Source organism: Ruegeria sp. BC7, assembly GCF_056539165.1.
The window spans coordinates 102,668-127,688 of record NZ_JBQFUL010000009.1; the positions used below are offsets into that span (position 1 = coordinate 102,668).

Annotated in this window: 18 protein-coding genes and 1 tRNA gene; 6 read left to right on the forward strand and 13 right to left on the reverse strand. The window is 54.0% G+C overall.

Features of this window, described 5'->3' with window-relative positions; translation table 11 throughout:
- Window positions 1–27: 27 nt before the first annotated feature.
- Genes ACR0KS_RS17915 through ACR0KS_RS17935 form a run of 5 tightly spaced genes read right to left on the reverse strand, consistent with a single transcriptional unit; the run spans window position 28 to window position 5,494 of the window.
- Complete coding sequence (locus tag ACR0KS_RS17915) at window positions 28–888, reverse strand: hypothetical protein (protein ID WP_170415941.1); 861 nt, start codon at window positions 886–888, stop codon at window positions 28–30.
- A 23-nt stretch (window positions 889–911) separates the two neighbouring features.
- On the reverse strand, window positions 912–1,313 hold the full coding sequence (locus tag ACR0KS_RS17920; protein WP_170485888.1) for a hypothetical protein: 402 nt from the start codon (window positions 1,311–1,313) through the stop codon (window positions 912–914).
- A 31-nt stretch (window positions 1,314–1,344) separates the two neighbouring features.
- Window positions 1,345–3,066, reverse strand: a complete 1,722-nt coding sequence (locus ACR0KS_RS17925) for a dynamin family protein (RefSeq protein WP_170485887.1) — start codon at window positions 3,064–3,066, stop codon at window positions 1,345–1,347.
- An 8-nt stretch (window positions 3,067–3,074) separates the two neighbouring features.
- On the reverse strand, window positions 3,075–5,087 hold the full coding sequence (locus ACR0KS_RS17930; RefSeq protein ID WP_170485886.1) for a dynamin family protein: 2,013 nt from the start codon (window positions 5,085–5,087) through the stop codon (window positions 3,075–3,077).
- 2 nt (window positions 5,088–5,089) lie between these two features.
- Window positions 5,090–5,494 carry a hypothetical protein gene (locus ACR0KS_RS17935; protein WP_480681469.1) on the reverse strand — a complete coding sequence of 135 codons (405 nt, stop codon included), beginning with the start codon at window positions 5,492–5,494 and terminating at the stop codon, window positions 5,090–5,092.
- Window positions 5,495–6,015: 521 nt separating this feature from the next.
- Between ACR0KS_RS17935 and ACR0KS_RS17940 the strand changes: the two genes are divergently transcribed.
- Window positions 6,016–6,100, forward strand: a tRNA-Leu gene (locus tag ACR0KS_RS17940).
- A 260-nt stretch (window positions 6,101–6,360) separates the two neighbouring features.
- A complete protein-coding gene (locus tag ACR0KS_RS17945) occupies window positions 6,361–8,118 on the forward strand; it encodes an FkbM family methyltransferase (protein ID WP_170485885.1) in 1,758 nt (585 codons plus the stop codon).
- Window positions 8,119–8,146: 28 nt separating this feature from the next.
- Here ACR0KS_RS17945 and ACR0KS_RS17950 read toward each other — a convergent pair whose 3' ends face one another.
- From ACR0KS_RS17950 to ACR0KS_RS17985, 8 genes are all read right to left on the reverse strand, one after another.
- Window positions 8,147–8,884 (reverse strand): hypothetical protein, encoded by a 738-nt coding sequence (locus tag ACR0KS_RS17950; protein ID WP_170485884.1) that lies wholly within the window; start codon window positions 8,882–8,884, stop codon window positions 8,147–8,149.
- Between the two features lie 422 nt (window positions 8,885–9,306).
- Complete coding sequence (locus tag ACR0KS_RS17955; RefSeq protein ID WP_170563294.1) at window positions 9,307–13,146, reverse strand: non-ribosomal peptide synthetase; 3,840 nt, start codon at window positions 13,144–13,146, stop codon at window positions 9,307–9,309.
- A 1-nt stretch (window position 13,147) separates the two neighbouring features.
- Window positions 13,148–17,257: a non-ribosomal peptide synthetase gene (locus tag ACR0KS_RS17960; protein WP_170563292.1), complete on the reverse strand. Its 4,110-nt coding sequence runs from the start codon at window positions 17,255–17,257 to the stop codon at window positions 13,148–13,150.
- A gap of 5 nt (window positions 17,258–17,262) precedes the next feature.
- Window positions 17,263–17,529 (reverse strand): acyl carrier protein, encoded by a 267-nt coding sequence (locus ACR0KS_RS17965; protein ID WP_170415929.1) that lies wholly within the window; start codon window positions 17,527–17,529, stop codon window positions 17,263–17,265.
- The gene (locus ACR0KS_RS17970; protein WP_170415927.1) at window positions 17,510–19,027 is read right to left on the reverse strand and encodes an amino acid adenylation domain-containing protein; all 1,518 of its coding nucleotides are present in this window, start codon (window positions 19,025–19,027) and stop codon (window positions 17,510–17,512) included. The genes ACR0KS_RS17965 and ACR0KS_RS17970 overlap by 20 nt, the downstream gene beginning before the upstream one ends.
- Window positions 19,027–20,277, reverse strand: a complete 1,251-nt coding sequence (locus tag ACR0KS_RS17975; protein ID WP_170415924.1) for a HupE/UreJ family protein — start codon at window positions 20,275–20,277, stop codon at window positions 19,027–19,029. The genes ACR0KS_RS17970 and ACR0KS_RS17975 overlap by 1 nt, the downstream gene beginning before the upstream one ends.
- A complete protein-coding gene (locus ACR0KS_RS17980) occupies window positions 20,274–21,431 on the reverse strand; it encodes an acyl-CoA dehydrogenase family protein (protein WP_170485880.1) in 1,158 nt (385 codons plus the stop codon). The genes ACR0KS_RS17975 and ACR0KS_RS17980 overlap by 4 nt, the downstream gene beginning before the upstream one ends.
- A gap of 167 nt (window positions 21,432–21,598) precedes the next feature.
- A complete protein-coding gene (locus ACR0KS_RS17985) occupies window positions 21,599–22,924 on the reverse strand; it encodes a glycosyltransferase (RefSeq protein ID WP_170803208.1) in 1,326 nt (441 codons plus the stop codon).
- Window positions 22,925–23,137: 213 nt separating this feature from the next.
- Here ACR0KS_RS17985 and ACR0KS_RS17990 point away from each other — a divergent pair, with 213 nt between their 5' ends.
- The 4 genes from ACR0KS_RS17990 to ACR0KS_RS18005 all read left to right on the forward strand — a co-directional run bounded on the left by ACR0KS_RS17990 (window position 23,138) and on the right by ACR0KS_RS18005 (window position 24,998).
- Entirely contained in the window at window positions 23,138–23,806 is a 669-nt protein-coding gene (locus ACR0KS_RS17990) for a Crp/Fnr family transcriptional regulator (protein ID WP_170415918.1), read from the forward strand.
- Window positions 23,807–23,913: 107 nt separating this feature from the next.
- On the forward strand, window positions 23,914–24,126 hold the full coding sequence (locus tag ACR0KS_RS17995) for a YgaP family membrane protein (protein ID WP_170415916.1): 213 nt from the start codon (window positions 23,914–23,916) through the stop codon (window positions 24,124–24,126).
- Window positions 24,123–24,557 carry a YeeE/YedE thiosulfate transporter family protein gene (locus tag ACR0KS_RS18000; protein ID WP_170415914.1) on the forward strand — a complete coding sequence of 145 codons (435 nt, stop codon included), beginning with the start codon at window positions 24,123–24,125 and terminating at the stop codon, window positions 24,555–24,557. The genes ACR0KS_RS17995 and ACR0KS_RS18000 overlap by 4 nt, the downstream gene beginning before the upstream one ends.
- A 3-nt stretch (window positions 24,558–24,560) precedes the next feature.
- A complete protein-coding gene (locus ACR0KS_RS18005; RefSeq protein ID WP_170415912.1) occupies window positions 24,561–24,998 on the forward strand; it encodes a DUF6691 family protein in 438 nt (145 codons plus the stop codon).
- Window positions 24,999–25,021: the final 23 nt, after the last annotated feature.

Here is a 25,021-nt window from a genome sequence, read left to right on the forward strand (position 1 = left end):
TTGAAAATTTGAACTTTTGGAACGACCTCATTCCGCGTCCTCGGTGAGATCCTTCCAAAGATTGACGACGGCACCCAGTTTTCTTGCTTCGTGCACGGCCACTGTGATTTCGTTGGCATCGTGCAGGACGGCCAAGGCTGTGCCATTCCCGCCCGAGGGTCTCATGACAATAAGCTGCGGATAGTCCAATTCCACCAGCGCGTCACCATCCCAACCGGCCAGATCATCAGCAAACTTTTTCAACAGGTTCTGACCCGCATGCAGGGGCTGGTCCGGGGCGCAGGCACCGTCGGACCGGTGGGTTGTTCCGTCTTGTTTGCTTGCCTGAATCCGCCCAAGGGAACAACGATCTGCGCCGTCATAGAACCGGCTTGAGAGGCTCTGGTCAGAAACAGGCGGATTATCTGGCAACGTAGACGTCGTTTGATCGGGGACAATCGAAACGACCGGTTCGGACGGCAACTCAATCGCGAGACAGGCCTTGGAAATTTCGCTGAACGTAATGCCCACATCGTCGGCCTCAAGCGCGATATCTGGCTGAAGCGATATAAGTTCCAGCGGACCCGGTGCCGAGGCGATGTCGGACACGAGATGCGCCAGACTTTCGGCCAGCGCGTCGCGCTGCTGGGTTTCAAAGTCAGGCACCAAGCCGGACCGGACGCGAAAAACATCCGTCACCCGAGAGCTGTTAACCTCGATCGCCAGGCAATCGCCGTTGGCCGCCGTAAACTCCAGTCGCCGGGGCAAGACCGTGCCGCGAATGGTGCGCAGCACTTGTTCACGCCTTGCCGCAGCGGTTTCTCCGGTCAGAGTAACTGCGGGATTGAGACGCGCTACTGTCGTGCGCCCAATGTCCTCGAGCAGATCGAGTATCTCAGTGTCCATCATGTCGAGACCCCCTCTGGTCCTGTCTAAACTGCAGCCGAGACAGGCCCCAGGCTGAGATGTGATTTCGTTAGAGCCAATCCGACATTCGCGCTGTCGCGGCATGTGTAGCAGATCACATGATCAGGATAGGCCGAAGTGCGCAGAAAGATGTTCAGCCGACCTTTGGAAAACACCGCAATTTCCCCAAAACCCGTCTTTTCGGACCCCTCAGAGCCGGCCTCACGCAGAAGTTCTTCAAACCCACCTATGCCGCGTCCCTGAAACAAGTTGGCGACAGCGATCGCCAAGCTGTCCAGCGCGCGTGCGTCTTCCGGGCTGGCAAAACTTGTTCCCAGCAACATCCCCGTTTCCATATCGACATACCCGGCTGCTATACAGTCGGGTATGGTGTGGATCGCGGTGTTTAAAGCTGCTTCGATAGACATCTTGCGTCCTGTTTCTCTGCCTTAGTGATATCTACAACACATGCCATTCCGGGCCGTTGTTTTTGTCGGGTTTCGGGATGGTCGGCATCGTTCCCTTGGAACTGCGCGCGTTATGTTCTGCCGCGATCTGGTCGAATTCCTGAAGGAAGGACTGGAACATTGTTTTCAATCCATCTGCGTCTTGGGGCAGTTCTTCGTCCTGCGTGATCTCGCGCCACATTGCCGCCGCGCTAATCAGCGTTCCGGCGGGAACGTTCAATAGATCCTCAAGCCGCTCGTTCTGCTCCGGCCCGTTCAATGCTTCGACATTAGTTAGTGGCACGACTTGCATGTCGTGCAGGTCGTTTGATTCAGGTTCCGGTTCAAACTCATCGTCTGTGTCGGAGGTTTGTTCAGCCATCAGCGCAGCGATAGAGGAAACGGAAACGTCTGCGGGCTGGCTTTCAGCTACTTCTTCCTCGATCTCGGCTTGTTCGGGCAGGTTTGCCAGCTTGCCTTCCAGCGACTCCACAAAGGCGTCCGGCTCGGACGCAGCATCGTCCGGTTGGTCCAACTCGGCTGCAGATGTCAGTTCAATCCCGGCATCGTCACCAAATTCCTCATCACTTATCGGGTCGATCTGGTCTGCTTCGATCGATGACGAGTGCAAATCGGTGAGGTTGAGGTTTTGACTGGGCGATTCCTTGAAGAACGCGCGCAGATCATCTTCCTGTTCGGGTGTATCCGCCAGTGGCGCTGCTCCCATTTCGGCCCTCAAACGATCAGCCTCGCCAGCGTCGATTCTGGGTGCCCGTTCCGCTTCGCCCGACCGCGCTTCAACGCGGGCAGGGCGCACTGGAAAATTGGTCACAACCTCGTCGTTGGCTGCCGATGGGTCCTCGGCCTGAACGGGATCGACCAGTTTCAGTGGCCGCGAATGGCTGGAACCACTCGCGGATTTTTCAGGTCGAAGCGGTTGCACGCGCGTCGAAGCCTGAAGGCCGCTATCTATTTGGTAACGAGACAGAATTTCGGCGCGATTGCCCATGATTTGCTCAGTAATCTCAAGAAAACTGTCGACCATCTTTCCGCCGCCACTGCGTGCCCACAGCTCGGCGTCACCGCTTTTGTCTCGGGCGACAATAGCGTCCCGCGCTGAAAACAGGATAGAGCGGTTAAACAAGTGTCCTGCCTCGCGATTGACGCGGCGCAGTACCTTCTGGCGGTCTTTGGAACCCAGAACATCGGCCCGCGTGACCAGCAGCAACGAGTTGTTCTGAAGTCTCTCGGGAAGGGAAACCCATGTTGCCCTCTCGGTTTCGCGCCAGGCTTGCGTAGCGTGGGTGCACCACAGCACCCCATTTGCCTGGCCGACCGCCCGCCGCCAGACATCGTCTGATATCTTGGGATCCGAAATGCCGGGCGTGTCGATCAGATCAACAGCTTCCAGAATGTCTGATTCCAGGAAAATGCGAACGAACTGGGCGTCGTTTACCCCAACAGATTCAAGCTGATCCAACCCGATATTTTCGCGGCTGCCATCGTGACCTTGCACATAGGCGGATTGCTTGCCCCAACTAAACCAAACCGGGGGCAACTGCGTCGCCGTCACCTGTGTGGGCAATGCGTGCGAGCGCAAAAGAAAGTTCATCAATGTGGATTTTCCGGCGCTGAACTCGCCCATCAGAGCGAACACGGGTTTGCGCCGGGACCACTGCTCGATGCGTTCCCATTTTTTGTTAGAGACGAAGCGGGTTTGTGAATCTTTTGCCATATCGCTACTTATGCTGCCTCGTTGCTAAGATCTTTTAGGATGTCGCCCAGTATGTCGTCGGGTGATTTTCTTGCCGTCATACCGGCCATCAATGCTGCATTGCGGCTTGGGTCTTTTTCGGCCGCTGCTGAAATGCTCAGCAACGTTTCTTTCTGCTCACGCATGAAATCCGACAGGCTGGCCCGAACGTTCTCAAGGACGGCTGCAATCTGATGTTCTTCGATATCCTTGGTGATCGAGTTTGCTTCGGATGCAATCAGACGAGTGTAGTCCGCTGCATAGGCTTCAAATCCCTTTCGACGCTGCCACCAGCGGCGCCACCAGGTGCTTTGAAGGTCCAGGGCGATGGTGCGTCCGATCCCCAACGGCGGCGGCACACGGGGAACAATAGGCGCTTCGATCGTGAATTCGCCCAAATGGTTGCCCAGTAGTTTCTGGTAGAGGGCTTCGATGTCGGCTGCTGCCGCGCCATACAACGCCCCGGCCTCTTTGCGCATCGAACGAGCAAAGCTGAAATAGGCCGCTTTTTGCAGGGTCCGCAGCCCTGCGGGGTCGTATTGCCAAGTACCTTCCTCGCCGTTTTGCTCAAGATGAGCTATCAGAGAATCTGTTGCCCGTTTGACAAAGTTGGCCTCGGCGGAGGTCAGTCTCTCAAGTACTTTTTCGCGCAGGGATGAGGTCAGTTCAGCCGCTTTCTTATCATATTGCTCAGCGACTTGCGCGATTGCGTCTTCGGTGGATACGCCATCCAGATCACGAACAACGCCTTCACCGGCGGACAGGCTTTTGGCGACCGCAGTGGCACGGATTTGGCTCGCGATGTTGCGGGCCTTGTGCCGGACTCGGTCCAGAAGACGGTTACCGGCACCATCTGCAATGCGTTCGTTCATAGCCAACAGCAGATCCGGCAGGCCGGACAACGCCCAAATCTTATCCAGCGAAGGCGCCTGATCTCCGAACCCAGCGGCCAGATAGAATGTGTTCAGCGCCTGACGGGAATCTTCATTCAGAATATCAGGGTTTCCGGTTATGGCGGCTTCTGCCCAAAGAGCGCTGCCGAATACGACGCTGGTGTTGGTGTCGATATTGTTCTGCTTCAAAGTGTCCTGAATTCGGTCGCGAATTTCAGGGACTTGGGTGACCGGATCTGCCAGTTCGTCGATCCGGTTTACGAACAAGATGATCTGACGGTTCTCAAACTGGGCGATAATCCGCATCAGCGCCATGTCCATCGTCGTCAGAGCTTGGCTTGCCGCCAGAACAACAATGCATACTTCGGACCCGCGCAGGCTGCGAAGGGTAATCTGCTCGCGCACCATGAAAGTATCGTTGACGCCGGGCGTATCGCAGAGTTTCAACGAGATCGGATATTGCGGAATGTCCATGAACAGTTCCGCAGATTTGGTCACGTCCGCAAACCGCCCGGTCTTTGGGTTGATGTCCGGGTCGTCTTGATCGCCCAGACAGACGTACCGCTGAATCAGTTCTTCGTCGAAATAGTCATACTGATGGCTCTGACCAAGGATCAGGTCGAAATGTTTGCCCAGACGTTCCTCTGACTTGGCCTTCATCTCGCCGATCTGACGGCGGATATCGTCCATTTCGTCATCGGCACCGGCCCGGTTCGCCAGTTCGCCCAAACGACCCCCGCCGACCATCAGGTTGTCCCACTCTTCCTGCTCGAAGAATGTGAACTTGGACTTTGTGTCGCCTTCGGTGCGGGTGTTGATGTTCAGTGTGGTTACCACCGATGTCCACGGGTTTACATCCGATGGCAGCAGCGCAGGGCGCCCGGCAAGGATGTTCACAATCGAGGACTTCCCAGCCTTGACCTGCCCAACCAGCGTAACGCTGGCCGAGAAGTTTTCCATGCGCGTCTTGAGGGTAGCGAGACGGGCAGAGGAACGGGCGTCTGCCACCTCTGTCAGTTGGTCAATCTGCGTCGTCAGCGCAGCCATTGCCGAGGTCATTGGCGTCAGCGCTTCATTGCCGACAGACAGAAGATGGTCGTTGCGCGCCATGGTTAGCCTCCGGTTCCTGTCGCCGCCATGTGATGCTGTCCATGGTCGGTCGGAGTACTGGTCAGCGTGTCAATGCGAGCAATCAAATTCAAAGCGTTGCCCAGAATGGCAGCTTCGGCGCTTGGGGAAATCTTCTCGAACGCGCGCTCGTCGGCGAGAACTTCGATCGAGCTGAACTGCTCACTGTTCTCAAGGCAGGCGACACGGCGTCCGGTCGGGAACCCCGCAGACTTGGTTTCGGGCAACGGCATTCGTGAGTTTGCGAGCAGGTAATGCCCGCCAGAATGTGTGCGCAGCGCGACCCCAAAACCCGTGTCCGGGTGGTCGCGGCTCAGGGTTTTGAGTTCACCAAGAAAACTTTCGCGTGCAAGACCAACGGCGTCTTGCTCGGCTGCGGCAGAAGTCATCAAATTGGTCACAGTTTCCGACCCTTGTTTTAGAGTTGAGCAGAAAAACTCGTACGGTGCCCGAGGGCAAAAAGACTCACTAAGTCCTTGCCTCCATCAATTACTGGCAAGGCGGAATTTGTTTGACGCGAATAAGATTTTTTGGCGTTTGAAATGTGGCGCAAATGTGATGCGGGGGCTTTGAAGCCTTGCAGCTACGCAAGAATCTGTGACTTGGCAGAGGATTTATTGAAGGTTTCCAATGTCGCAGCGGCATTCCCTGACGGGCGCTTCAGAATCTTTCGGGGCCCTGAAAAATGGGTGCAACGACCTCCGAATCTCTTTTGAGGGGGGCGGATAGCCGTACTTGAACGGCGGCAAGGTAAGCTACCTGCCCGGCTGGAACTGACCAGAGAAGGCACTGCCCACGTGACGCTACGGGGCTGTGTTTAATAATCTTTCATGTTGGCTCAATTTCCCTCTCGCACTTGGTTTCAAGCTTTGCTATTGAGCCGGTCAATCTGACAGGTGATGTCAGCGATGCGGGTGTGGCGAAATTGGTAGACGCACCAGATTTAGGTTCTGGCGACGCAAGTCGTGGGGGTTCAAGTCCCTCCACCCGCACCATATTGAAATTAAGAGATAAAAATATTCTTGTTGATGCCTTTGCCTAGTCCCGTTTGCAGAAAGTTTCCCATACTGTTTCCCGTTTTCACCTTTCGTTCTTGAAACGTGCTACAAAGCATTTATGACAGGGAAACGGCAGGTTCTTAATCCAATGCAAAGTTGCTGTCCGAACAAATACGTTTAATTCCGTTAGAGAACTCGCAGCTGTCTAGTTGATAGGTCTGGTTGCCAAAGCCTGTATTCGATTCCAAAAGTCTCTTATGACCATAGAAAAAACTGCCTTCCTTGTGAGAACTCACGAACGTAACTTGCAAACTCAGAGGCTCTTAGACTGTCTGAGAAGCAATGTTTCACCCAACACGTTTGTTGTATGCGACGAAACAAAAGGCGTCCTAGACTACCCAGACGCGACAAAAGTTTCTTTGTCAAAATCCGTTCTGGCAGATTGGCAATTCAAAATTCATCCACGAGACTGGGGCTGGCTGTGCGGAGACTACTGCTATTATGCCGCTGCAAACCAACTTTCAGGTTATGATTATTTTTGTTTGATAGAGTCCGATGTTTTTTTGAGCGATGCCGGAGCGAAAAAGGTTAAAGCCATCCTGCAAGGAAATAATAGTGACGCAGTTGCTGCTGATTTGCGAAGGTTTGATAGACCGCGCAAGTTCTCAAAGCCACTGGCGCAAATTGGAGAAGACGCGAACTATGGATGTATTTTTCCGTTCACCCGAGTAAGCGCAGATTTGATCCCCGAAATGTTCTCGCTTAGGAAAAGGGTTCAAAACCACCATTTACCACTTCGCGTAAACGATGAAGCCATACTCTCGACCGCTGCTCACAAAGGAGGCTTCGACGTTACTGATCTCTATGACTATGTGGATATTTTTCACCGAGACTATTTTGATACAAACCCTCCTCACTTGCATGAAATCGTTGAAAAACGCCATGATGACACACTTGTTGTACACCCTTCAGTTCCGATGGCGAAAATATATGAACGAATTCAAGGTGGTCAAAAGGGTTACTTGAAGAAAAACCGATTGAGAAAAATACTGGCAACGTCACCGGATCATGTAGGCAGGGCACTGTCGAGGACACTTGATAGGGCTAAAGAATCGCCCGTTCGTGGCCGAGTAAATATTGATGAAAACAACGAAAAAACTGAAAGGCTGGTGTGGTTAATAGATCGACTAGAGTATTTCCAACCTGTTAAAATTGTTGATGTTGGTGCAAACCCAATAGAAGGTGATCCCTCTTATCTACACCTGCTTGCACACGGCCAAGCTGAAGTAGTTGGCTTCGAACCAAATCCTGAAGCTCACCAAGAACTTTTGAGTAAAGCCGCATCTAACGAAACTTATCACTGCCGAGCACTTGGAGATGGTGGGCAAGAAAGACTTTTTCTGACGAGGCACTCTGGATTTTCTTCGCTTTTTCAGCCTGACCTAAAAAGTGCAACCTACCTCGGATTCAAAAGACCGATGCAGATAGCAGATGTGGAAAGTATCTCTACCGATCGGCTAGATGACTTGGGAGTCGTGCCCCCCATCGATTTTTTGAAGATCGATATTCAAGGTGGAGAGTTAAACGTTATTTCAAATGCTCGAAATAAGCTAGCTGAAGCAATGATTGTTCAAACTGAAGTTCGCTTTTTTCCATTGTATGAAAAGGAACCAACATTCGGTGATCTTGAGAGGGAGCTGAGAGATCAAGGATTCATTTTCCATAGCTTCGATTTCTTGAAACCTGTTTTGGGTAGCCGTTCGTTAAGAACGAAGTTTCGGCGACGAGCGTTTTCTCAGATAGTGGATGGGGATGCGTTCTTCATCCGAGATCTTCGAACCCTACAATCTTTCAGCGACGAGCAATTATCTAAGCTTTGTATCTTGGCAGACAGTGTTGTTGGCGCATTTGATCTCGCCAGTCTTTGTTTGGAGGAGTTTGTCAGAAGAGAAAAATTAACATTAGAAGATATTGAAAAATATCTCTTATTGTTGCCTCAACGAATTTTGAGATAGGAAAAACCAAAATTTCCCAGAACGGGGTCTAAATCGAGTAACCGCAACGAGCTTCTAACTTGAGGTCCAAATTTTGAGTTATGTGATCTAAGTCTTCTGGTTTAAACATCGTGTCTGCGTTCGGGCGCGTCGAGCTTGGTCCAACTCTATTTTTAACCGGAGTGGGAGTAGTTTTGCACCGTATTCCAAATTCCGTTGCTAGTAAAAATAGTAAATCACTTGTTGTGTTTACAATATCTTCATAACGCACAATCAGTGCGTTAACTCCTCGATTTAAAATCGAAAGATGCCCAGCCAACTTTACACTTCTCAACTCCAGAACATTTTTGTACCTGCGCCCTTCAATAGGGTGACGATCCAACTGAAGGATTTCGCCACGGCCCAATCGATAATTCAAATCGTACCCATGCCTAGACCAACCTGAATCCAAGGGGGTATAAATACTTTCCCATTCAGCTCGTATGAAATCCGAAAAAGATAGCTTAGAAATCCCAGGGTCCACCTCAAAGGGAGCACGATAAAAGCTTTGGAGCCAATCCTTTGGATTTCTCACGACTACGATGAAAAGACAACAGCTTGGTAGTATTGGATAAGTGGGTATGCCATGCTTCCATCCAAACCTACTAACAGGTTTTAAAGTGGTGTTTTTCTTAATCAATTTTTCAATGAAATTTGTACCGGATCGACGTTCGCCGTAAACCTGAAAAATGTTGATTTCACTGTCAGAAATAGCCTTGCTGATGCCAATATGTGCGCTTTGTACCATTTCTGCCTACGCTCGGTTACGCAATTTGTGATAAACGATTTTCCACATGGCCACATATGGAAACTTTGGTTTTTCATATAGTTTGATTCGGGTTTAGCTTAACAGCACACTCATCCATGTTGATCTCAGTTTTGTTGCGCGACTAACTCACTTGCGTAAACCTGACGAAAGTCCGGCATTTGGTAGTGATCGCCAATGAGATTGGTAGTTTACTTGGGCACTGCCCATTGTGGAAGCAAACCACGAAATGAACTGTCTTGGTATAGGGTTTCCCAGTTTCCGTCTTTGTTCACGATATGTCTTGGGAAACTTTAAGGCTAAGAGTTTGATTAAATTGAATACTCGTGAAATTTAGGTTCTGGCGCCGCAAGGCGTGGGGGTTCAAGTCCCTCCACCCGCACCACTTTTTCCGTTCTGAAGGATCAAGCGCTTTTGTCCGATTGAACGGGTTGATCTATCAGGTCCCTGAGCGCGGCAGCGACGGTCACAAAGGCATCTGGTCGCCGCATAAGCTCTACGTGTTTCATGTCCAGGGGGTGACATGTCTTTTGGCGTAAATGCGTGTCCAGAACGTCGCCAGACCGCAGTGAGGGGTTCCCTCTGGTCAGAAACACATGGGCAGGTCGATCAAATTGGGGTACGCGAAAATCGCTGATCGCCAGGGCGTGAACGATTTCAACAGCTTGGATGCGGAACTTTTCGGACTCGGGCTCTTGTGCCAGAGAGGTTTTGATCCTCGGCAATATGCGGCGAGCTTTGACTTTGCGTTTGAACCCTTTGAACAGGTACCTCCATCTTTTGTAGGTCCGGAAATACAGTGGCTGTAGGGCAGGTTCGGCCCCGACCATTTTGAAAGGCGGGTCTAACAGAACCATTCCCTTCACAGTTTCCGGCCCAAGTTTCTTGGCCATTTCCATAACCATCGGACATCCCGCCGAATAGCCGCATAGCACAACCGGACCTGTGTTGGAGGATTGCGCCAGATGCGAAATCGTGTCGGATGCCAGATCGCTAAACGATTTCCCGTAGGGGACCGCCATTCCCTGTGTACGGTGACTGCGAACAAGAACGACGGAACAATCCGGGCCGAGGCTGCGCGCCATATAGCGACAGAACTGGACAGAGCAATGCGCTATGACAACGGTTGTCTTGCCGTCGCCAGGATTGGAGATCTGAAACGTGCTGTCATCTTCGGAAAATGACTGGTCCACTTCTCGGTCACGTATTCGCTTGGCCAATTCCGCAACGGTGGGGCAACTGAACAGATCGGTGGGTTCAAACAGCAGCCCGGCGTCCTGACCCTTGGAAAAGGCTGCGATCGTGGCCAGGCTGTCTCCGCCGAGGTCAAAAAAGTTTGCGTCGCGAGACGGGCAAGGGATGCGTAAAACATCCGAAAAAACCTCTGCGACCAACGTTTCCAAGGCATCTTTGGGTGCGGCACCGGGTTGATTACCAACGGAACGCGCAACGATCGAAGCAAGCGATGTCTGATCCGTCTTCCCGTTGGGAAGGTTTGGAAACGTCTCAATGCAAACGACAGCATTTGGGTGAAACGGGGTAGGCAGTGTCGCTTCCAGATGCCGGCGGACGGTGTCGCAGAGTTTGGCGTCTGGCGGGCTTTCGACGGCAACGCCTATGCTTTTTGAATCTGAGCGTTCCAGAACAACTGCGGCCACTCGCAGATCGCCTGCAACAAAGCTGGCTGCCGCTTCGATTTCCGTCAGCTCGATGCGGTGCCCTCGAATTTTGACCTGCGAGTCCTTGCGGCCCAAGAACAGGATGCGACCTGACGCATCTTCGACACCTAAATCTCCGGTCCGGTAGGCGCGGATACTCTCTGGGCCAATATTGAAGAAACTCTCTTGGGTCTGGTCGGGGTCATTCAGATAGCCGAGCGCAACAGTTTGTCCCGCCACGACGATTTCTCCGACCTGTCCGGTCTCGGCTGGGCAATCGTCTTTGTGCACAATTCCGACCCAGGTGCCGGGAATTCCCGATCCGATGGGAATATCGCCTTCCCCTGTGTGGTTTGTGGCGTCGTAGGACGTGCACCAGACTGTTGCTTCGGTTGGCCCGTATTCGTTGACCAGACGACAATCCGGCAGGATCGTGCGGCATTGCCTTACGAGGCTGGGGTAAAGCGGCTCTCCTGCCGTGATCAGTGTTTCCAGACTGCCAAGATCACCGCCTGGCACGGCTGTCAGCAAAACCTGCGCCAGTCCCGGCAAGCAAAGTGTATGCGTAACGCGGTGCTGCGAGATCAACTTCCCGAGCTTGTATGGCTCTTGTTCGCTGCGATTGTCCGCGACGACAAGGTGTCCGCCCGCGCCCAACGTCCAGTAGATGCCTGCAACCGAACTGTCGAAGGCCAACGAGGACAAAAGCAGATATACCTTTGGCGGCGTCCCGTAGATGTTGTCACGAGCGGCGGTTGAAATGGCCAGACCTTGACGGGATATCTCGACCCCCTTGGGCTGGTTCTGCGACCCCGATGTGAACATGACATAGGCACGCTCGCCGAACTCCACTTCGGTCACGTCCATTGCATCACCGAGCGACCCCAACGTGACGATCTTGGCATCGGTGTCGGGCAGGAGACCGTCCATGCTTGCATCCGTGACAATGTACCGAGGCTGGATCGTATCCAACATCTGCGTGATGCGATGTGGTGGGTAATCCATGTCCAACGGCACATAGGCCGCGCCTGACATCATCACCCCTAGAAATGCGGAAATGGCCTCGGTGCCCCGAGGTAGGGCAACTGGCACGATATCGGATTTCTCAACACCTGCTTCCTTCAGCGCCAAGGCGATCTGTCGTGCGCGCAGTGAAAGCGCGGCGTAGGTCGTCGTTCCCTGCCCGTCAGAGATCGCAGGGGCATCCGGAGTCTGCTGCGCGTGCGACAAAAACTGTTGAACGACGTCGAAATGCCGGGGTTCGGGTCGCAGTTCTATGGCGTTTTGCGATCGCTGCAACAGGTTCTTGATCGCAACTTCGGGGTTCTTGATTATCGCCGATAGAATGTTCTTGTAGCCGGAAAATATCGCGTCGACCGTCTTGGCCTGAATGATCTCGGGATCATGGTAGATTTCGACCGTTAGCTTCTTTTGCGGCGTCACAAGTACCGTAAGAGGATAGTTGCTGAACTGCGAGGTTTTCAGGTCGCAGACCTCAACCTCTCCGAGATCGACACTTTGGGCGCCAAGCCCTTCGTTCACGAACATCGTATCAAACAGCGGTGAGCCACTGGCGATCGGGGCGCAAGCCTGCACTTCAGAAAGCGAAGCAAATTCGTGCTTGCGGCGATTAAGTTCCGCTTGGGCATGGTTTCGCAGGAAATCCCGGACCGAGTCCGATGGGTTTATTTTGCACCGAACAGGCAGTGTGTTGACGAATGCGCCTACAGCCCTTGTGATCCCGGCGATTTCAGCCGGACGGCCTGCCGTCGTCGTTCCGTAAACAACGTCGTCCTGTTGTAGCAAACGCCGCAATTCCAAAGCCCACGCTGCAGACAGAATACTGTTTGATGTGACCCTGAGTTGACCGGCCAAGCTTTCGATGGACGACATCACATCGCTGCCGAGCGTTTCAGACCGCCAGACTTGCACCGAGCCGCCTGAATGTGCGTCTGGTCGGGGGAAGACACTTGAATCCTCCAGACCGTGAAACTGGGTTTTCCAAAAGTCAGTGTCTGTCAGGTTATGCTGATTTCGCAGCCAGGCGAGATAGGTTCTGAAGGGCGGTGCCTTGGGTTGATCTGCTTTTAGACCTTGGTAATGCTTACATAAATCTTGAAGGGCGACTCCGGTCGACCAACCGTCGCTGATCAGGTGGTGGACCGTCCAGACAAGCCGCCACGCGTTGGTCGAAATCTTGATCAGCGTCGCCGTCATCAGCGGTGGTTTTGTCAGGTCAAACTGACGGATCTGTTCTAGCCGCAACAGGTCTGACCACTTCTGTTCGACGTCTTTCGCAGTGGTCCAATCCAGCTCGATCCATGGTAGGGAAACCTGTTCACGGATGACCTGCACTGGTTGCTTCACACCTTTCCAGACGAACCCGGCACGAAAGGCGTCACGTTCGACGAGTACGGCGTTCAGGGCGCGCTTCAGGCGTTCCGGTTCCAGCGGTCCGTTCAGGGAACAGCTAATCACAGCCACATATTGCCCAAGCTGACGAGTGTCGCCGACCGAGTGAAATAACATTCCCTGCTGTGCTGGCGTCAATGGCAGGATATCTACTACACCCTTGGGAAGGCCCATTTCAGTCCAATGCCTCCGTGATGCGGAAAAGTTCGTCGTCATCCAGATCAACCAGTGGTGTGTGGTCGTCGGCATTGGTTTGTTCAGCAGGCAAGGTGTCAGCGTAATCGGCCAGTGCCCTGAGAGTGCGATGCTCGAACAATGCGGTCGCGGGCAGGTTCAGACCCATTTCGTTGGCTCTCATCGCTATTTCTATGGCGGTAATGCTGTCCACGCCAAGATCGAAGAATTCCCGGGTGGCGCTGATTTCGGCAACCCCCAAGACGTTTTTGAGGATTGAGGCCAGGCGGCGCTGAGTTTCGGTTTCCGGGGCTACATGTGCTTCTTGCGGTTGACTGCGCCAAGACCCAGCGGGCAGCCGTGATGTGTCTACCTTTCCGTTGCCATTGATCGGCATGTTTTCAAGGATCACAATCTGGTCTGGCAGCATTTCGCGTGGCAGGCTCTCACGCAATGTGTCCCAGATATTCGGTTCGACCAGCCCGTGACCGGCGACGTAGACGGTTAGTTTCGGGGCGCGCGCTACAGGTTCGTCAAAGCCGATTTCTTCCAGGATGGCTTGCACGCGCCCGGTGTCGATTTCGTCGTTCAACTCTTCCAATGCCTGCTCGCGGGTTTTGTGCCCCATGCGTACGTCCCACGAATAAGGCAGCGCGTAATTGTGGAACCCCTCACGGGCCTTGTGAACATGAATCCCGGCATCGTTGATAAGGCAATTGGTGGATCGACCGGTATCCGAGGGCCGCTTCCACGCGGTTCGTGTTTCCAGAAAGTCGTAAATTTCTGATACCGGCACGTCGATATATCGATAAATGTCGAGCACTTCTACTTCGCTAAGGAAACGCCCGTCCTTCAAATCGTCTGTTTCCAGCAGCCGCGCCACCTCATCGTCTTCGGCGTGATACGCTTTGCGCGCTTTCGTGACCAAGTCGTCTAGCTGCCCGCATGTCGGGGCCGCGTGACGAAAAAGTTCGGGGGTCAACCGGGTTTCAAAGAACTGTCCGCGGGACAGCCCGGTCACGACGATCGGTGCGCCTTCGGTCAGAGCCGTGCGGAAGGCCAAAGTGTATAGTGCTTTGAAACAGCCTTGGCAGACATTGGAATGAGTCTTGAGACTGTCCACGAAAATCTGGTTCATCTTGTCCGTGGACAGATACCGGTGATCCCAATTCAGGTCACTGACAACCCTTTGGATATTGTCCTTTGCTTCCTTCGAGATATACCCGTTGTCCAAAGTAACCGCGAGCACGCGATGCGTGTGCGCGGCCAGACGATATGCGGCGTAGGTGCTGTCTTTGCCGCCACTCAGCATCATGACCGCATCATACGGCCCCCTGCGGGATTTGGCGGCGTCGACAATCCGGCGTTCAAGCTCGGGTTCAGTTTGGAAATAGGCTCCGGCGCGATCCTTATAGTCGTCGAATTCCGCGCAGATCGTACAAATGTTGTTTTCCTCGAAGCGTACTCCGGGAACAGTGTTTGTCAGGCCGCAGCGAATGCACTGATGGCTTGGCTGTGTGTCCGGTTGCACTGAGGAAAACGCGACATGAACGGCGTCGACACCGGAAAGTCGCCGTAGTACCCGATCATATTCAGCCGTCTCCAGGCGGACACCGTTTTTCTTGATCTGCTGATCACTACGGCCAAGATATTCGACCTTCCCGTCATTGGTCATCCGACCGAGGTCGCCTGTGCGGTAGACGCGACCCTGAAGGTTCAGTGGATCGTCCATAAACTTCTCGGCAGACAGTGAAGGATTGCCAAAATACCCTTGGGCCAGCCGCCCTCCGATCACGATCTCGCCGGGTATTCCCAAAGGACAGACATTCAGGGCGGTATCCCGGATACTGATCGACATTCCCGAGGCAGGTTGGCCAATTTGAACAGAAGGCCCGGCGTCGGCACGGGGGTCATATGCGTGATGCATCGCGCCCACGACGGCTTCCGTGGGGCCATATTCGTTGATGATCTCCAAGTTTGGAGACAAAACGTCCCGAGCCTGCCTGCAAAGTTGCGAGGTTAGGTTTTCACCGCCCAGAACCAGTGTTTGTATGCGCGTTAGCGGCTGCCCCTGCTTACAGGCCAAAGCAAGATGCGAGGGGGTCAGTTTTACGATGTCGACAGCGTCATCGGCAAAGACATCCAAAACCGCCAAGTCCGGGTCGGATCTTTCCGGGTAAATCCTGACCGATCCTCCTGTGATCAGCGGAACAAACATCGACGTCAGAGTCAGATCGAAAGACACGGACGAAAAGAAAGCGAAATGTGCGGGATTGCTGCCCGCGAAGGTGTATGCGGCCCAGTTGATATACCGCGCCAAGTTTTTGTGGCTTACTTCGACGCCCTTCGGAATTCCGGTCGAACCAGAGGTAAACAGGACATAGGCCGTATCTTGGGGCCGGATTGAAAAGTCGATCTTAGCCGGGTTCAGTGTCTCGGCCGCCGAGATGCTCGGACACGGATAAGTTCCCGTGTTTTCGTGTGCCACGAATACAGCCGCCGCCCGACACCCTTGCAAGATTTCTAATGCCCGCGCCTTGGGTAGATTGGACGCGATAGGGACAAAACAGCAGCCAGCTTTGAGAATACCCAGAACTGCCGCCATAAAGTCGAATGATCGCGGCAGGTGGACGGCTATGCATGATGCTTTCGGTATGCCCAAGCCAGACAGGTGGGCCGCGATCTGATCGCTGCGCTGGTGTAGCTTGTCATAGCTCATCACCTCATCCGCGCAGGAAAGCGCAACCAAGTGAGGGTCTTTTTCGACCTGCGCCACAAATGCATCCAACACAGACCCAAATGGGGACGGAGTTTCGAGCGGACCCTGTATAATAGCCTTGTCTCGGACGTCACCGGAAAGCCCGACGGTCGAAATTCGAGTATGGAGATCCGATAGAACAGCCTTCAGGCAACGCAGAAAATGCGTGGACATATCTTCTTCGGAAACTGAGTCCAGAACTTCATTCTGCACATCCAGAAAGAGTTTCGGGCACGCGCTGCCTTCAAAATCCATGATATGAAGGCGCAGCGCGTGCATGGCATCATGTGCGCCACTATGAAGCCATTCCACGGTGGCGGGTCGCCCGGCAAACCCGCCAAATCGCGCTTGGATGTAGTTGCAAACGGCGCTGATGCCTGACGTGTCGACGTGTGATACCGCACCGGGCCTTGCACTTTTCAGAAATGTACCAAGGCCCGTTTTGATCTTGTCGTAAAGGGTGCGCAGCGTATCCGTATCTTCGATCCCGACCGAGAACGGCAAGACTTCGACAAAAGGCCCAATGGTGTTGCGGTCCTCTTGCGTCAAACGATTGTGTGAGGGCAGCCCGATCGTAATCCGCTCATCACCCGTTACTCGGTGAAGGTAGGCGAAGTAAGCCGTGAGATAGATGGCCAGGCGGGACAGTTCGGGGGTAAACAGCCGAAACTCTTGTTGCGTGATTGCATTCTCGAGTGCGGTGAAAACTTCGGGCTCTACGGTGATCGGAAATCTTTTCGAGTCGGACGCCCGTTTTGGATTGCTGCCATAAGGGGGGGCGGATGACTTTGGCGCAGCGACGGTCGTGTTTGATCGCGAAGGGGCTTGCAACACCGAGCTATGAAAAAAGCCCGGCAAAGCTTCGGCGTTGTTGTTTCCGGTCTGCTCCAGGTTTGAATAGCGTTGCGAGACTTGCGCGAACAACAGCGCCCCCGACTGTGCGTCACAGGCAATGTGATGCTGGCAAACAAGCCAGACCCAGTGGGTTTCAGCCAGTTTGACCAACTGGCTTCGCAAGGTCCCGGATGACAGATCGAATGCGGTCTGAACCCAAGAAGGTAAATCCGACGCCAACCTGTTTTCTGGCTGCGTGTCAGAGCTGAGATCCCTGACGTCAAGCAAATCCCCGGTTTCGTCTAGGGCGTATTGTCTTGGACCGTCCGGCGTATCACGGACCGCGCTTCTCAGGATTTCGTTTTGCCGCAGCGTTTCTGCAAAAGCGGCCCTGAACAAATCTGGCTGCAAGTCAAAATGCAGATCAAACCGCCAGGCCATATTGTACAGCGGTTTATTTGGATGAAGCAGATGGCCTTTCCAAAACAGCATCTGGCTGTCTGTGAGGGGAAAAGTCATGCCCATCAGCCCACACACGTTTTCTGTCGTGTTTTCGCATAGCTCAAAATCGCGCTAATTGTTGCCAGATTTTCCAGCGTGACATCTTCAAAGGGTATTTCGATCTGGTAGCTTTGTTCGACAAAAGACACCAAAGACATGACCCCGAGCGAGTCGATCATTCCGCTCAGCAGAAGTTCTTCATCGTCGGATACGTGTTTTCCGCCCAGAAGCGTCGATTGAATGTAGCGCCGCAATGCTTGGTCTGGTGAGTCAGGCTGCTCGTTGCTCATTTGCAATTCCTATTAGCTTTTTGCGGTCGATTTTGCCGGTCGAAGTGCGCGGCATTGCCTTGAGACTGCCTATCCGATGCGGGACGGCGTATTGCGGCAGCACGGAAACCAGATCGGATCGGATAGCGTTCAAATCCGGGTCAGAATTGCAGGTCACGAAGGCATGAATCTCGTCTCCGACCAGAATTGCGGCGGCTTCGGTGACGTCAGGGATATTCACCAGTGCCAGTTCAATCTCATCCAGTTCAATGCGGAACCCCCTGAGCTTGATCTGCCGGTCCTTGCGCCCAACCAAAATGAGTTGCCCGTCAAAGGCGCGGCGCACGATGTCCCCGGTCCGGTAGAACTGTCTTGGCTGCCCGCTTTCGTCCGGCAATGTGCAGAAAGCCGCCCGATTTTGATCCGGTCTGTTCCAGTACCCGGACATCACCTGATCAGAAGCGATAAGCAGTTCCCCGCTATCCGGTTCCACTGCCTCTGTTCCGATGCGGGCTGATACGCCGACGTCTGGGTGACCAATCGGCAGCGGTCCAACGCCGTCCAGATCGTCATGGGTGAAGGTGGCAGTCGTACAATGGTTGGTTTCGGTTGGTCCATAAGCGTTAAGGAACTTTGCGTTCGGTGTGTGCGCGGAAAAATCCTTGAGGGCTGCGGGCGGCATTTTTTCCCCCGCGAACATGACAACGCGCAGAGCTTGCAGATTACGATCTGCCAACGTACCGCGTTCCAACATTTGGATTATGGCATAGGGCACGGAATACCAGACCGTAATGCTCTCTTGTTCGGTTAGTTGAGACAGCGACGCCGGAAGTTTGGCATGCATCTCAGGGATGATCACACAGCACGCTCCGGCCAAGGCTGTGCTGAACACGTCGAAAATTGACATGTCAAAATGCAGTGGGGTGTGGTGACTGACACGATCAGACGCGGTCAAATTACACAGATTTGCAGCCATTCTGGCATAGGCAAGGCCACTTTGGTGCGTGTGAACGATGCCCTTTGGCGTGCCGGTCGTCCCAGAGGTCATCAGGATATAGGCTGCGTCAAACTCTGATCGTTGCGACTGCCGGGATTCCAGAGCCTTTTGCGCGTTCAGCTTGGGCAGCGGTTCCGAGATGTCCACGATCTGAGATGGTGCGAAGCTGTCCGAAAAGTGACCGACTCGGTCGGAATCTGTCAGGACAAGCCGTGGCGAGATCGCTGAAACTTGCGTGGCGATACGCTTTGCCGGGGCGGCTGGATCCAGAGGAACATAGACAGCCCCAACGCGAAGAATTGCGTGCAGCGCAGCTATGGCTCTTGGGCTCTTGGCTGAACAGAGTATCACTCGGTCCCCTGCTTGGGTGCCACGGTCCAACAGCAGCGCCGCAATCCTGTCCACCTCGGTGTTCAGGTCCGCATAAGTCGTTACCTTGCCCAGCAGCCGCAAAGCGGGCGCATCTGGTGTTAGCCTGGCATAGTGCCTGACTGCGTGGTCAAGGTAAGCTGCATCGATCATCAGTTGACGACCTGCGCCAAGGTTTCGCCGAACTCTGGAAACCAGCCAACCGTGCGTTCGTAGAACCAAAAGGCCGCAATCGCGATCAGCGCAACCGAGCCGAATTGCAGCCCGATTACGCGATAAGCCGTCAATCGGCGCAACGCGAAGAATATTGGGAAAAGCACCAGCACAATGGCAAGTTGTCCGACTTCAACGCCGATGTTGAACGTCGCCAGACCAAGCGCCTTGCGCGTCGGATCCAGCCCAAGTGGTTCAAGAACGTTCGCAAAACCAAAGCCGTGGAAGATGCCGAAAAGGAACACCACTTTCCACGACCCAGCGTGGAAACGAGGGACCAGGTTGCCAATGGCCACTGCTGCAATCGAGAAAGCGATGACCGCTTCGACCAACGTCACTGGCAGTGTGATGACTTCAAACGTGGCGAGGCACAGCGTGATCGTGTGCGCAACGGTGAACACCGTGACGATTTTCACAGTCTCGCGCAGGCTGTCGCGAATGCTTTCGGACGGAACCCAGCGCTGGTTCTCGATCCGCATTACAGCGCCCAGTAGCAGCGTCAGCAGGAACAGGACATGATCAAAACCAAGCCAGATATGCCAAACCCCGTGTTCAAAGAAAGTCAGGGCAATATCCTTGGTCGGTTCGTCGTTCAGATAGAGGTTCTTCTCACCATCCCCAGGCGCAAAAATCAGCGAAATATAAGCTTCGTTTTCGTCCATGCCGTTGCGCGTGTTGCTTCCAATCAACGCAAATCCGCGATGTGCTGGGTCGACGTCCGAAAATAGCCCGTCATACGACATCTGGATCGTAGTGGGTGTCTCGGTAATGCCGAGAACCTTGAAGTGGAGTTGGGCAAAAGTGTCGACGGAAGTGTCGAGGAACGAAATGTCGTCAAACTCAACCTGATAGGGCTGGCCTTCGGACGACAGGTTCATGCGATCCTCGAAATAGTCGAAGATCTCTTGCTGCGCAGCAAGGACTTCGTCCCGTGTCAACGCTGTCTCCACGTCCGCCGTGCCTTGTTGAAGTCGGGTAAGGTCGGTGAGTGTGGCTTCGACGCGCCCGCTCAGGCTGTCTTCAGTCACGTCAAAATACACATAGCTTTCGTTGTATTTGTGGGCGTAGGCGGTGGATGCCAGCGTGATTAGGACCAGTGCACCAAGCCCGAGCTGCAGAAAATGCGTCATCTGTGCGGCAATCCGACGGAAGGTTCCGCTTGGATTTTCCGAAAAGCGGGTGTTTGTCATAGGTCGGATCTCCCTTTCGTGCCCGGCCGGGCCTGCTGTCCAATTTCCATCTTTGCGATGATCTGACGTTGAATGTCCGAGGTGCCCGAGTAGATCACGCCGCCTAGCGCGTCTTTCACGTCGTCCCCGCTCGGCGAACCTTGGAGGTATCCGCGTCCGCCATGAATCCTGAGCGCGTCCGTGCTTGAGTTCAGGAAAGCCTCGGATATGTGAAGGTTCGCCATCGCTGCGAACTGTGTGAGGGGTTTTCCAGCGTCGTACAGGTCTGCGGCGCGCTGTAACATCAATTCGCAGGTTTCCAGGCGCACGCGCATGTCGGCAATGCGATTTGACACAGACTGAAATTCGGAAATGGCCTGCCCGAACAAATTGCGAGAGGCTGAAAATTCGACGCAGTCCGCCAGTTGCCGACGCATGGCGCCGACCTGCGACGTAAGAATGAAACTTCTTTCCCAATCAAGCGTAGATTGAATGATTGCCGCGCCGGACCCTTCTGGCCCCAACCGACGGTCTTCGGGAATGCGGCAGTCGTTAAGTTCCAACTGGCCCAAGGGGATAGAGTTCAGCCCCAGCTTTTCCTGCCCCTGATGTCGAATAAAACCTTCATCTTCGGCGCGCAGGATAAAGGCTGACAATCCCCAGCGACCCTTTTCGGGCGCTGTCTGGGCAAAGACTATGGCGAAATCGCAGACCGGCCCCATTCCGACAAAGGCTTTGCTACCGTTCAGGACATATCCGCCCTCAACACGTTCGGCACGGGTCTGAAGGGCAAGGGCATCCGACCCCGCCGCCGTCTCGGTCAGGGCAAATGCGCCAATCGCCTCTCCGGTCAACAAGTCCGGCAGATTGGTGTCCTTGATCTGTAGACTTCCAAAGCGGATCAAAGGCTGCTGCAAGGTCCAGATTTGCGAGATCACAGCCATCGCCAAACCGTTGTCGCGACAGGCTTCGCCAAACGCGATGAACTGGTCACAGAACTCTTTGGCGGAACGCTGATCACCGCCAACTTCGACAGGGGCAAAGCGTTGGAAAAGCCCAAATTCCGCTATGGACCTCCAGATTTCACGCAAACTTTCAGAGGTCACGCGCGGAAGCGATGCTGCAAAACTCTTTACGTCAGAGCCGCAAGTGGTGTTTTGGGTTGCTTGGTGCACTGTTGGGTTTCATCGGCTGCTTTTGAAAGGACTACGCAGCAGAATTCCAACGGGATCAAAAAAACTTAGGCCGACGATGCGGTGACGTGGACTTTCTGTATTCCCAATTGCCAAGTAGGGCATCGCAAGTGGTAATTGTGACCAAATGCCCGGCGATCTGACGGTCGCTATCTTTCGTTCGCTGTGCTCGTCAACTGCTCCAAAAAGCGGTTTAGGGTCTGGTTTTCCTGCTCGGATCTGCATGCGGTCTGCATCTCACGACATGTTCGTTTCAGGTCCTCGTCGTGCAGCAAAGACAGGATGTCGTCCTCGATTTTTGAAACAGGATCGCTAGGATTTCCCGCACGGCCGATGTTGTGAAACACGGCCCGAGCCGCGCTTCCTCTTTGGTCGATCGCATGGGGATACATCAACATCGGTGTTGCGGTCTCGATGGCTTCGAGCAGGCCGCCCGTTCCACCATGCATTATCGCCAAGTCCGCGTGTTTCAGAACCCGATGTTGCGGAACCCAAGGGACCACAAGAACGTTCTCTGGCGTTGCCAACGCAGATGCGCTGTCCCAATCTCGGCCTGCCGTTATCAGAAACTGCCATTCAGGTCGCCGTTCGGCCACAGCACAGAGTTTTGAAATCAAGTCACCTTTGGTTTTTATCATCGTGCCGAAGCCGACAAAGATGCGTTTTCTTTTCAATGCAGGATCGCAAAAATCAGCCACCTTTTCTTTGTCATAGGGCTTCTCGATCCGGTCTTCCATTATCATGGGGCCAAGATAAGTCATGTTGTCATAGGGTTTGGTCGGAAGGTCCACTGCCTGTGGGACAAGCAGCGCTGTCGGTAACCTGTAAGTCCACGGCATCTGCCAGCATAAGCGACGCCTTATCTTTGAGATCGGAATCCCGTTTCGCCGCGCAAGTTCGACAATGGCCGTCGGGTAATCCGTACCTTTTCCGGACACCCGATTTCTTAGAATCTTTAGTTGTTTCCAGAGCAGAAAATGAGCCCACAGCAGGGAAATACCGAGTCTGCTACCTCGAAATCCTTGCCCGGGAACGCCTCGCCTGTTCAAAGGCAGAGCTTGCGGGCTGGGCGGGGAAAGAAACATGTTGCTGTATTGGACGACCGGAATGCCAAGTGTCGTCGCAACGATGATATGCGCGTGCAACTCACAATCGACAAAAATCGCATCTGGCGAGCGTTCAGCCAATTGCGTCTTGAGGTCGTCGACGCCAAAAGCCGACACCGCAGCATCCAAACGATCTGGTTTTGTCATCAGATTGGCTTGGTCCGCGGACAACAACGGCCTGAACGCGTCATATTTCGGTTTGGCAATAATGTGATGTTGCAGTCCCGCATGGGCCAGTAGACCGGCCGATGTTTCAGGGGCAAAGAAGTCTATCTCAAATCCATTCTCTTGGGCGATGCGGGCAAACTCGACGGCGCTGCTTAGCGGACTGTTCAGACCGCTGGAAATAACTGCCAGGCGTTTGGTCATTAATCGGTCTTCCCACGTGCCGCTAAAGCGAATACGCCTCAAGATCGCTTCGGCCCGGCGATATGAGAGCAGAGAATGAAGTATTCTGACATTCAGGGCCGTCAAGAATTGACCCGGTTTCGCGGCAACATTCTTGGTCTCTGTTATATTCGGCAAACCAAATGTATCGTGGCGAGTGCCTGGACATTTTCGCAAGCCAATTAGGAACCAGACATGGACGCTTCGTGGATTGATAGATTCAAAGGGCTGAGCCAACTGCCGGCCGATATTCGCAGCCAACTGGAAAGTGGCAGCCAGATCGTCAACGTTCCGGCAGGTACACAGGTATTCTCGCCGGGTCAGACGGCGGACAACCTTTTGCTGCTGTTGGACGGCACGATACGTGTTCAGCAAAAGTCCGATACGGGTCGCGAGGTCTTTCTTTACCGGGTCCATGCAGGGGAAAGCTGCGTCCTGACGACGGCATGCATGCTGGCCTTTGAAGACTATTCCGCTGATGGCATAGCCGAAACCGATGTCAGTGCCGTTGCTATACCGCGTGAAACCTTTGATGATCTGGTGGCAAGGTCCGAGGTTTTCCGCAATTTTGTTTTTGCCGCGTATTCACGGCGGATCACGGACCTTTTCACGCTGATTGATGATATCGTTTTTCAACGTATGGACGTCCGTCTGGCTGCTCGTCTTCTCGAGCTTTCGGACCATAACAATATTGTTCGCGCAACCCACGCCGTATTGGGGACCGAGCTGGGTACAGCGCGCGAGGTGATCTCGCGCATTTTGTCCGAATTTCACCGCCGTGGATGGATCGAGCAGTCGCGCGGCGAGGTTCATCTGATCAATCGGGATGGTTTGGAACAAATGACGCGCGCTACCGCCATCTAACCCGGTGCCCGAGGTGGCTGAAAAACTGAACGGTTGGTGACCAAGTCACCAAAGTCTGGGTCACACCCGTGTCAATATCGCTCTATCGATTCTCGACGGAGTGAGACATGACCACCAACATGGGAAAATTCGATCGTGCTTTTCGCATCCTGATCGCGGTTGTCCTGCTGATCGCGGCTTTTGGGACCGGCATGACCGGCGCGGGCATTATGTTTTGGCTGACCTTGATCGTCGCCGCTGTTTTCACGGTGACCGCCATTGTCGGGAACTGCCCGATCTACAGCAATTTCGGCCTAAAAACATGCAAGGACCGGGGATGATGGAAACTGCGTTTACGCCTTTTGCTTCACTGTCCGGCGGAGTTCTGATCGGGATTGCCTCGACCCTGCTGATGCTCGTTCTTGGTCGGGTCATGGGGGCCACCGGCATTTTGTCCGGGATGGTACAGCCGGCCACAGGCCCGGATTTCGCCTGGCGCACGGCTCTGGTCGCCGGAATGGTGACCGGGCCAGTATTGATCTGGCTGTTCTCGGGGCAAATGCCAGCGGTCGAAGTCCCCGTGACCACCCCGGCATTGCTTTTAGGTGGGGTGATTGTCGGGCTGGGTGTGACCTTTGGATCAGGTTGCACGTCAGGTCACGGAGTTTGCGGAATGGCCAGGCTGAGCCTGCGGTCGATAGTGGCGACAGCAACGTTCATGCTGTTCACCTTTGCCACCGTCTTTGTCGTGCGCCACGTGATCGGAGGGTAATTCATGAAACTGTTCGCAACATACCTCATCGGCGTAGTGTTTGGCCTTGGAATCTCGATTTCAGGGATGGCCAACCCTGCGAAAGTGCTTAACTTTTTCGACATCGCAGGAAGCTGGGATCCCTCTTTGATATTCGTCATGGGCGGCGCTTTGGTAACCACTTTCTTTGGTTATCGGCTGGTGTTCGGGCGCATGGCGCCAATTTTCGCGGACGGGTTCAACCTGCCCACCAAGCACGCAGTAGATATTCAGCTTGTGGCCGGTTCGGTCCTGTTTGGTGTCGGATGGGGTTTGTCCGGGTTTTGCCCCGGCGGAGCACTGCCGGCACTTGGGACGGGGCATTGGCAGGTCTTTGCCTTTGTCGGTGCTTTGGTCGCCGGGATTCTATTGGCGAAATTTTTGCAAAACGCAGCGGTTCGCCGAACTCAAGCCCTGTCTTGAACCTATTGAGGAGGAGTTACCCA

What these genes read in the sequence shown, in the direction of transcription:
- ACR0KS_RS17915 (WP_170415941.1), bottom strand. Translation starts at nt 888, where the DNA reads ATGATGGACACTGAGATACTCGATCTGCTCGAGGACATTGGGCGCACG.
- ACR0KS_RS17920 (WP_170485888.1), bottom strand. Translation starts at nt 1,313, where the DNA reads ATGTCTATCGAAGCAGCTTTAAACACCGCGATCCACACCATACCCGAC.
- ACR0KS_RS17925 (WP_170485887.1), bottom strand. Translation starts at nt 3,066, where the DNA reads ATGGCAAAAGATTCACAAACCCGCTTCGTCTCTAACAAAAAATGGGAA.
- ACR0KS_RS17930 (WP_170485886.1), bottom strand. Translation starts at nt 5,087, where the DNA reads ATGGCGCGCAACGACCATCTTCTGTCTGTCGGCAATGAAGCGCTGACG.
- ACR0KS_RS17935 (WP_480681469.1), bottom strand. Translation starts at nt 5,494, where the DNA reads ATGACTTCTGCCGCAGCCGAGCAAGACGCCGTTGGTCTTGCACGCGAA.
- ACR0KS_RS17945 (WP_170485885.1), top strand. Translation starts at nt 6,361, where the DNA reads ATGACCATAGAAAAAACTGCCTTCCTTGTGAGAACTCACGAACGTAAC.
- ACR0KS_RS17950 (WP_170485884.1), bottom strand. Translation starts at nt 8,884, where the DNA reads ATGGTACAAAGCGCACATATTGGCATCAGCAAGGCTATTTCTGACAGT.
- ACR0KS_RS17955 (WP_170563294.1), bottom strand. Translation starts at nt 13,146, where the DNA reads ATGGGCCTTCCCAAGGGTGTAGTAGATATCCTGCCATTGACGCCAGCA.
- ACR0KS_RS17960 (WP_170563292.1), bottom strand. Translation starts at nt 17,257, where the DNA reads ATGACTTTTCCCCTCACAGACAGCCAGATGCTGTTTTGGAAAGGCCAT.
- ACR0KS_RS17965 (WP_170415929.1), bottom strand. Translation starts at nt 17,529, where the DNA reads ATGAGCAACGAGCAGCCTGACTCACCAGACCAAGCATTGCGGCGCTAC.
- ACR0KS_RS17970 (WP_170415927.1), bottom strand. Translation starts at nt 19,027, where the DNA reads ATGATCGATGCAGCTTACCTTGACCACGCAGTCAGGCACTATGCCAGG.
- ACR0KS_RS17975 (WP_170415924.1), bottom strand. Translation starts at nt 20,277, where the DNA reads ATGACAAACACCCGCTTTTCGGAAAATCCAAGCGGAACCTTCCGTCGG.
- ACR0KS_RS17985 (WP_170803208.1), bottom strand. Translation starts at nt 22,924, where the DNA reads ATGACCAAACGCCTGGCAGTTATTTCCAGCGGTCTGAACAGTCCGCTA.
- ACR0KS_RS17990 (WP_170415918.1), top strand. Translation starts at nt 23,138, where the DNA reads ATGGACGCTTCGTGGATTGATAGATTCAAAGGGCTGAGCCAACTGCCG.
- ACR0KS_RS17995 (WP_170415916.1), top strand. Translation starts at nt 23,914, where the DNA reads ATGACCACCAACATGGGAAAATTCGATCGTGCTTTTCGCATCCTGATC.
- ACR0KS_RS18000 (WP_170415914.1), top strand. Translation starts at nt 24,123, where the DNA reads ATGATGGAAACTGCGTTTACGCCTTTTGCTTCACTGTCCGGCGGAGTT.
- ACR0KS_RS18005 (WP_170415912.1), top strand. Translation starts at nt 24,561, where the DNA reads ATGAAACTGTTCGCAACATACCTCATCGGCGTAGTGTTTGGCCTTGGA.